This window comes from Streptomyces sp. URMC 124 (assembly GCF_051386455.1).
In the GTDB taxonomy this organism is placed as follows: Bacteria; Actinomycetota; Actinomycetes; order Streptomycetales; family Streptomycetaceae; genus Streptomyces.
The window spans coordinates 1-8,529 of sequence record NZ_JBPQTS010000223.1; the positions used below are offsets into that span (position 1 = coordinate 1).

Annotated in this window: 7 protein-coding genes; 4 read left to right on the forward strand and 3 right to left on the reverse strand. The window is 72.7% G+C overall.

The annotated features are described in order from the left end of the window. Both ACSNOG_RS30480 and ACSNOG_RS30485 read left to right on the forward strand, forming a co-directional pair. On the forward strand, positions 1-1,104 hold a 1,104-nt coding region (locus ACSNOG_RS30480), incomplete at its 5' end, for a Dyp-type peroxidase (RefSeq protein WP_436755938.1). Next, positions 1,101-2,939, forward strand: coding sequence for a phospholipase C (locus tag ACSNOG_RS30485; protein WP_436755939.1), 1,839 nt, complete (start codon positions 1,101-1,103; stop codon positions 2,937-2,939). The genes ACSNOG_RS30480 and ACSNOG_RS30485, both read left to right, overlap by 4 nt. A gap of 267 nt (positions 2,940-3,206) precedes the next feature. On the opposite strand, the gene ACSNOG_RS30490 is transcribed toward ACSNOG_RS30485, so the two are convergent. After that, complete coding sequence (locus tag ACSNOG_RS30490) at positions 3,207-3,611, reverse strand: BlaI/MecI/CopY family transcriptional regulator (RefSeq protein ID WP_436755940.1); 405 nt, start codon at positions 3,609-3,611, stop codon at positions 3,207-3,209. Between the two features lie 245 nt (positions 3,612-3,856). On the opposite strand from ACSNOG_RS30490, the gene ACSNOG_RS30495 reads away from it, so the two are divergent. Continuing rightward, positions 3,857-5,809, forward strand: coding sequence for a transglycosylase domain-containing protein (locus tag ACSNOG_RS30495; RefSeq protein ID WP_436755941.1), 1,953 nt, complete (start codon positions 3,857-3,859; stop codon positions 5,807-5,809). 57 nt (positions 5,810-5,866) lie between these two features. Here the strand turns inward: ACSNOG_RS30495 and ACSNOG_RS30500 are convergent, their stop codons facing one another. Then, a complete protein-coding gene (locus ACSNOG_RS30500; RefSeq protein WP_436755944.1) occupies positions 5,867-7,072 on the reverse strand; it encodes a hypothetical protein in 1,206 nt (401 codons plus the stop codon). A 135-nt stretch (positions 7,073-7,207) separates the two neighbouring features. Next, complete coding sequence (locus tag ACSNOG_RS30505) at positions 7,208-7,909, reverse strand: peptidyl-tRNA hydrolase (protein ID WP_436755942.1); 702 nt, start codon at positions 7,907-7,909, stop codon at positions 7,208-7,210. Between the two features lie 47 nt (positions 7,910-7,956). Between ACSNOG_RS30505 and ACSNOG_RS30510 the strand changes: the two genes are divergently transcribed. Further along, positions 7,957-8,529: ABC transporter ATP-binding protein (locus ACSNOG_RS30510; protein ID WP_436755943.1), on the forward strand; the 573-nt coding region annotated here is incomplete at its 3' end.

Here is an 8,529-nt window from a genome sequence, read left to right on the forward strand (position 1 = left end):
GTCCTCACCCCGCCCGCCCGCGCCACGGCCTTCACCTCCTTCGACGTCACCGCCGCCGATCGCCGCGAGCTCGCCGACCTCCTGCGGACCCTCACCGGCCGCGCCCGGTTCCTGACCGGCGGCGGCACGCCGGACCCCACCGGCATCACCGCGCCGCCCCCCGACTCCGGCCTCCTCGGGCCCTCCCTCCCCGCCGACGGCGGGCTCCGCGTCACCGTCTCCGCCGGCGCCTCCCTCTTCGACGACCGTTACGGCCTCGCCGACCGCGCCCCGCGCCTCCTGCGCCCCATGCCCGTCTTCCCCGACGACGACCTCGACCCCGCCTGGTGCCACGGCGACCTCGCCGTCCAGCTCTGCGCCGACAGCCCCGACACCGTCCTGCACGCCCTGCGCGACCTCACCCGCCACACCCGCGGCGGCCTGCAGATCCGCTGGCGCCTCGACGGCCACACCGCCCCGCCGCGCCCCTCCGGCACGCCCCGCAACCTCTTCGGCTTCAAGGACGGCACCTCGGGACCCGACCCCCGCGACGCGCGCCTCATGAACCGCCTCGTGTGGACCGGCCCGGACGCCGGCGAGCCGCGCTGGGCCGCGGGCGGCAGCTACCAGGTCGTGCGGCTGATCCGCATGCTCACCGAGTTCTGGGACCGCATCCCGCTGTCCGAGCAGGAGCGCGTCATCGGCCGCAGCCGCGACACCGGCGCCCCCCTCGACGGCGCCCGCGAGAGCGACGCGCCGCGCTTCGCCCACGACCCGGCGGGCGAGGTGACCCCCCTCGACAGCCACATCCGCCTGGCCCACCCCCGCACCCCCGGCAGCGAGGCGCACCGGCTGCTGCGACGCTCGTACAACTACGACCGCGGCGTCCGCAGCAACGGCACCCTCGACCAGGGCCTGCTCTTCTGCTGCTACCAGCGCGACCCGGTGCGCCAGTTCACTGCCGTGCAGAAACGACTCGCCGGAGAGCCGCTCACCGACTACGTCACCCCGTTCGGCGGCGGCTGGTTCTTCGCCTTCCCCGGCGTGCGGGACCGCACGGACTGGTACGGGCGCGCCCTGCTGACCGGCACGGGCCGAACCGGAAGAACGGGAGGAAGTACATGATCCGCCCCACGCGCACGCGTCCCCGTACGAGACGAGGCGCCCGCCTCGGCGCCGCCTTCGCCGCGGCCGCGGTCACCGTCACGGCCACCGCCCCGCCCGCCGCCGCACTGCCCTTCCCCGGCGACTGGACCGACACCGAGTCGCCGATCGAGCACCTCGTCGTCGTCTTCGACGAGAACGTCTCCTTCGACCACTACTTCGCCACCTACCCGCGCGCCGCCAACACCGACGGCACCCGCTTCGAAGCCTCCCGCGCCACGCCCGCCCGGATCGACAACCTGCGCACGGCCGGGCTGCTGCAGCGCAACCCCAACCAGTACCCGCCCCGCCGGCTGTCCTCCCGCCAGGCCCTGACCTGCGACCAGAACCACTCCTACGGCCCGGAGCAGTACGCCGCCAACGGCGGCAAAGCCGACAAGTTCGTGCAGAACACCGACTCCGGGAAGTGCTCGGGGCGGCTCTTCGGCGAGCCCGGCCTCGTCATGGACTACTACGACGGGAACACCGTCACCGCCCTGTGGAACTACGCCCAGCACTACGCCCTCAACGACCGCTCCTTCAGCACCACCTACGGGCCGTCCACGCCCGGCGCGATCAACCTCGTCTCCGGGCAGACCCACGGCGTCGTCTCCACCGACCCCGCCTCCGGCACGGAGCGGCCGCGGCGCACCGCGAAGCCGGATCCGCGGGTCGTCGTCGCGCCGGACGACGACGGCGTCGGCACGATCCTCACCGACCCCGACCCGGCCTACGACGACTGCTCCAACCGGGACCGGACCGGGCGCGGCGCCCTCGCCGCCATGACCGGCCGGAACATCGGGGACGTGCTGAACGAGGAGGAGGTCACCTGGGGCTGGTTCCAGGGCGGGTTCCGCCCGAGCACCCCCTGGGACGGGCGGGGCGGGCACCACGCGCGCTGCGCCGGCCGGACGCACGCCAACGCCGGAGGCGCGCGGGTGATCGACTACAGCCCGCACCACCAGCCGTTCCAGTACTACCGGTCGACCGCCAACCCGCACCACCTGCCGCCGCGCTCCGTCGCCGAGATCGGCCACGACGGGCCCGCGAACCACCAGTACGACCTGACGGACTTCGACGCCGCGCTGCGCGGCGGGCGGCTGCCCGCCGTGAGCTTCCTCAAGGCGCCCGCCGCGCAGGACGGGCACGCGGGGTACTCCGGGCCCGTCGACGAGCAGCGCTTCCTCGTCGAATGGATCAACAAGATCCAGAGCGCGCCGCAGTGGGGGAGCACGGCCGTCGTCATCGCCTACGACGACTCCGACGGGTGGTACGACCACGCCTACGCCGCGCCGCGCAACGGCTCCCGCCTCGGGGGGAAGGGGCCGCACGGCAAACCCCTGGACGCGCCCGGCTGCCGGGCCGGGCCGGCAGCCGCCGGGGGGTACGCGGGCAGGTGCGGGCCGGGGCCGCGGCAGCCCCTGCTGGTGATCTCGCCCTACAGCAAGGTCAACGCGGTCGACCACACGCCGACCGAGCAGACGTCGGTGCTCGGCTTCATCGAGTGGAACTGGGACACCGGGCCCATCGGCGGATCGTCCTTCGACGCCCGGGCGGGCTCGCTGCTGAACATGTTCGACTTCGCGCGCCCGAACGGGAAGCGGGTGCTGCTGAACGCGGACGGCTCCGTGCGCTCGGTCGGGCGCGTCCGGGCCGTCGCGCCGGTCCGCACGTCGATCACCGGCGGGGCGGCGCCGGGCGCGCCCGCGGCCGCCGCCGCTCCGAGGGGCGCCTTGGCAGCGGGCGGCGCGGCGGCCGTGTGCGGCGCGGCCGCGACGTTCCTGTGGCGCCGCCGTGTGCATCGCCGTCGCCCCTGACGACGGGGCGCCGGGCAGCACCCTCCGCCGCGACGGTGCGCCGCCCCCGCGGTGGTGTCCGGCGGTGCCGTCCCGCCCTGAGGCCGCTCGGCACCGCCGGGATGCGCCGTAGTGGTTTCTCGCCGTTGCGGCGGGTTTTCTTGCCTGCGGCAAGAGGCTGGCCGGCCTCCCTCCGCCGCGGCGGTGTCCGGCGGTGCCGGGCCGGCCTGGGGCTGGGGTGTGCGGGTCCGAGGATGTCCGGGGCGAGGCGGGTCGGGTTTGTGCGGGCTACCTCGGGGGCGGGAGGGTGACGTCTGTCAGGAGGGCCCTCAGGAGGAGGGCGTCGGGTACCGGGAGGTCCGCGACGAAGCGGGCCAGGACCACCTCGCGGTCCGGGACCGCATCGAGGATGCGGCACATGCGCCGCGCCGCGAGGCCCGCCTCGTCGGTGACGGGGGCGTACGCGTAGGCGCGGCCGCGCGGGGTCCGGGTGAGGACCTCCTTGCCGTGGAGCCGGGACAGGATCGTCACCACGGTGCTGTAGGTGAGCTCACCGGACAGCCGGGCCTGCACCTCGCGCGGCGTCAGCGGCCCCTCCGCCCGCTGCAGGGCGGCGAGCACCTCGCCCTCCAGCGCCCCGTTCGCCCGGCGTCGGGGATGGCGCGCCACCACGGTCGGTGTAGCTGTTTCCATGGCGTTCCGGCGTTCCTTCTGCTTCTTTCAAGGGGTATGACCCGAGATTTGCTGCTTTTACATTGAAGTAAAACATTACGCTATGGGAGCGGACCCCATAGGGTCGAGCGGTGTTCGAACGACGAAAAGGGACGCATGGCGCGCATGCCGCGCATGCCCGGAAAGCCTCCCCTCCGGCCGGCCGCCGGTCCTCCGGCCCTTCCGGCCCCGCCCGCCGTAGACGCGCCGCCCCCCGGAAGAGCCCGTTGCGCCGGCTGCGTCCCGTCTACCCGCGCCCGGGCCGCGAGGGCTTCCGGCGCTGGGTCCCGTCGTGGCGCCAGGTCCTCGGACTCGTCTCCACCGTCGTCGGCACGCTCGCCGCGCTCGTGGCGATCATGTACGCGCGTACGGACATACCCGCCGACCTCAACGCCTTCGCCACGCAGCAGGACAACGTCTACTACTGGGCCGACGGCACGGAGATGGCCCGTACCGGCGAGGTCAACCGGCAGGACACCGACCTCGACAAGGTCCCGGAGAAGGTGCGCTGGGCCGTGCTCGCGGCCGAGAACCAGACCTTCTACTCGGACAGCGGGATCTCCCCGAGCGGCATGGTGCGCGCCGTCACCAGGATGGTGACCGGCGGCAGCACCCAGGGCGGTTCGACGATCACCCAGCAGTACGTGAAGAACGCCTACCTCAACCAGGAGCAGACCTTCACCCGCAAGCTCACCGAGATGTTCATCGCGATCAAGCTCGACAACCGGATGAGCAAGGACGACATTCTGGAGGGCTACCTCAACACGAGCTGGTTCGGCCGCGGCACGTACGGCATCCAGCGCGCCTCCCACGCCTACTACGGCAAGGACGTCTCCCAGCTCAACGTGAGCGAGGGCGCCTTCCTCGCCTCGCTGCTCAAGGGCGCGGGCCTGTACGACCCGGCGCTGGGCAAGAAGAACCACGAGCGGGCGGTGGAGCGCTGGGGCTGGATCCTGGACCGGATGGTCGACGGCGGCAAGCTGTCCAAGGAGGAGCGGGCCCGCTACACCTCCTTCCCCGAGCCGAAGGCCCCGCCGAAGCCGGCCGGCCTGACCGGGCAGACCGGCTACCTCGTCGAGACGGCGCGGGCGTACGTGAGCGCCCACACGCCCGTCACCGAGAAGGACTTCGACCTGGGCGGCTACCAGATCCGCACGACCTTCGAGAAGCCGTCCATGGCGGCCCTGACGAAGGCCGCGGACGAGGTGAAGGGCCGGCTCGACCCCGGCAAGCGCGCCTCCGACAAGGACGTGCGCATCGGTGCGGCGTCGGTCACCACCGACGGCCGCATCGTCGCCCTCTACGGCGGCCCCGGCTACCTCCAGCAGGGCTTCAACGACGCGAACTCCTCCGTCGTCCCCGCGGGCACGGCCTTCACCCCGTTCGTCTACGCGGCGGCCCTGCGCGACGGCGTCCAGCTGGAGCGCGGCAAGCCCCGTACCCCCGTCTCCGCGGCCACGGTCTACAACGGCGACAACAAGGTGAGCCTGCGCACCCCCGAGGGCCCGTACTGGGACCGCTCCGGGAAGATCGTCAAGGCGGTCAACGACGGCGGGAAGTCCTGGGGGAAGGTGACCCTGAAGGAGGCCGTGGCGCAGTCCGTGAACACTCCGATGATGCAGCTCGGCATGGACGTGGGCCTGGACCGGGTGGGCAAGGCGGCCGTCGACGCGGGCCTGCTGGAGAGCAGCCTCGGCACGAAGCTGCCGGCCTTCTCCCTGGGGACGGCGACCCCCAGCGCCATCCGCATGGCCGGCGCCTACGGCACCTTCGCGGCCAGGGGGCTGCACAGCGAGCCGTTCTCCGTCGAGCGGCTGAGCCGCAACGGCAACGAGGTGCCCGTCGAGAAGCCGAAGGCCGAGCGGGTCCTGCCGCAGACCGTCGCCGTCGCCGTGGACGACGCCCTGCGGGAGGCGGTCCGGCGCGGCAGCGCGACGACGGCCAGGGCGGCCGGCGCCGACGCGGCCGGCAAGCCCGGCACCGGGCAGGGCAACAAGTCCGCGTGGTTCGCCGGCTACCGGGGCACGGTGTCGACCGCCGTGTCACTCTCCCGCATCGATCCGCAGACGCAGGAGCTGCTGCCGCTGGACGGCCTGGGCGGTGCCCCGAAGGACGCCACCGGCAGCACCTTCCCCATGGACATCTGGACGAAGTACATGGCGGGGGCGCAGCAGCACTGACGCGGTACACCCCCGCGGCACGCTGACGCGACAGCGTCAGTGCGTGCTTGCTGGTGCCTACTTGACGAGCGTGGCCCAGTCCGGCGACTGCGCCGGGTCCAGGCCGCGGAACTTCGCCAGGACCTTGGGGTCCTGGGCGTCCAGCCAGTCGGCGAGCTGCTTGAAGGACACGCAGCGCACCCCGTCCCGCTTGCAGACCGACTTCACGACGTCCTCGACGGCCTTCATGTAGATGCCGCCGTTCCAGTCCTCGAAGTGGTTGCCGACGAACATCGGCGCCCGGCTGCCGTTGTAGACGCGCTCGAAGCCGTTGAGGTAGCCGTCCCGGGTGAGCTTGCGCCACTCCGCGTACTTGGCCGGGTCGCCCTTGGTGTTGTCGCCGGACTGGTTGTAGAGGAAGTTGAAGTCCATCGACAGGACCTGCTTCTCGCTCTTGGGGTACGGCATCAGCTGCAGCGGGAAGTTCCAGATGTCGTTGATCTTGGACGGCCAGATCTGGAAGTCGCCCGGCGAGCTCGCGTCGTAGCGCCAGCCGAACTGCTGGGCCGCGGCCAGCATGTTCTTCTGCCCCTCCAGGCACGGGGCGCGCCCGCCGACCAGCTCCTTCTTGAAGTCGAAGGGCAGCGGCGGGAGGCTCTTCAGGCCCGTGTTCGTCTTCCAGTTCTCGACGAAGGAGTACGACTGCTCGATCTCGCTCTTCCACTCGGCGACGCTCCAGTCGCCGCCGCCCTTGCCGCCGCAGAAGTGCCCGTTGAAATGCGTGCCGATCTCGTTGCCGTCGAGCCACGCGCCGCGCAGCTGGCCCAGGGTGTCCTTGATGTGCGGGTCGGTCGCGAAGGATATCGCCGCGTCGCCCGGCTTGTGCTGCGGCGGCTTGTACAGGGACGCCTTCGACTTCGGCAGCAGGTACATGCTGGTGAGGAAGAAGGTCATCTTGGCGTTGTTGTCCTTGGCGACCTGGCGGAAGTGCGAGAAGAGGTGGTCGTCACCCTCCAGCGCGCCGTCCCAGGAGAAGACCACGAACTGCGGCGGCTTCTCGCCGGGCTTGAGCTTCTCGGGCTTGGGCTGGTTCGGCTGCGGGCCCGTGTAGGACATCGAGCCGTCCCCGAGCACCTTGACCTTGCCGTCCCACTTCTCCTCGGGCTTCTTGTTCTCCTCGGGCCCGCCGTCCGCGGAGCTCTTGCCGGAGCCCTGGGAGGAGGCCGGGGCGGAGCTCTTGCCGCCGTCCTTCTTCTCGTCGGGATCGCAGGCGGTCAGACCCATCGCGAGCGCGGCGACGGCGCCCGCGGTGACGAGGGCTGTCGCGCCGCGCGCGGTCCTTTTCGACAACTTTCTTACCCCCTGGCGCCAAAACACGTGTTTCTGCCGTCAGTATCACAGGTCTCTCTGTGAGCCCCGTCAGCCCCTCCGGACGCTTCCGTACCGCAGTGCGGGGTGCTCCGCCACCACCGTGCACGAGCCCGGTGCGATCTCCGTGAACCCCGCGTCCCGCACCACCGGCAGGCCGCTCGCCGCCAGCTCCGCCCAGCGGGCCGGGGGAGCGGTCCGCACGGAGAGCGCGAAGCCGCTCTCGCGCCAGGCCGCGCGCGCGGCGTCGTCCAGCCCCCACCACGCCAGCTGGGCACCGTGCCCCGCCTGCGCCATCGCCTTGCCCGCGGACATCTCCAGCTCCGGGCTCATCCACAGCACCGGCCGGGCCGGGTCCGCCGCCGCGGGCGGCTCCGGGTCGTCCAGGTCCGTGCCCGACACCTGCAGCTTCACGAGCTCCTTGGGCCAGCCGTCGAGCGGCACCGGCGGGAACACCCGCACCTCCGCCCGCTCACCGGTCACCGTGATGCCCGGCAGCGCCGACGCCTTGCGCCACTCCGCGCCGCGCGCCCTGCGCACCACCTTGCGGATCCGGGAGTCCTGCCAGTCCCGTACGGCCCGCGCCCACTCGCCGTCCTCGCCGTCGCTCCCGGTCGCGGCCCGCTCGTCCGCCAGGAGCGTCAGCACGGCGCGCGCCGCGGTCTCCAGGGCGTCGGTCCGGGCGGGCGGGGCGTCCTTCTCGATCCGTACGACGAGGGGCAGGACGAACTGGGGTGCGTCAGGGCTGGTCACGGCCACCAGTCTGCCAGCCGCCAGGCAGCGCCCTTTAAGGTGACAGGATGAGACTCACGGGGGTGGGCCGCCGCTACGGACTCGGCGGGCCGTGGATACTGCGCGACGTCGACCTCGACATCCCCGAAGGCAGCCTGCTGCGGGTCGAAGGCGCCAACGGCAGCGGCAAGTCCACGCTGCTGCGCCTGCTCGCGGGCATCGACGCCCCCAGCACCGGCCGGATCACCGGACGGCCCCGCGCCGCCTACGTCCCCGAACGCTTCCCCGCCGCGCTGCCGATGACCGCGGGCGCCTACCTCACGCGGCTGGGCCGCATCCACGGCCTCGGCCGCGCCGCCGCCGCGCGCGGTGCGCGGGAGTGGCTGGAGCGGTTCGGCGCCGGTGCGTACGCCGGGACGCCGCTGTCCGAGCTGTCCAAGGGCACCAGCCAGAAGGTCGCCGTCGCCCAGGGCCTCCTGGGCACGCCCGGGCTGCTCGTCCTGGACGAGGCGTGGACGGGGCTGGACCCGGCATCGCGGACGCTCCTGGACGACGCGGTGGGGGAACGGGTGGCGGGCGGGGCGCGGGTCGTCTTCGTCGACCACGATCCGCGGCGGCGGACCCGGCCCGGCCGGTGCTGT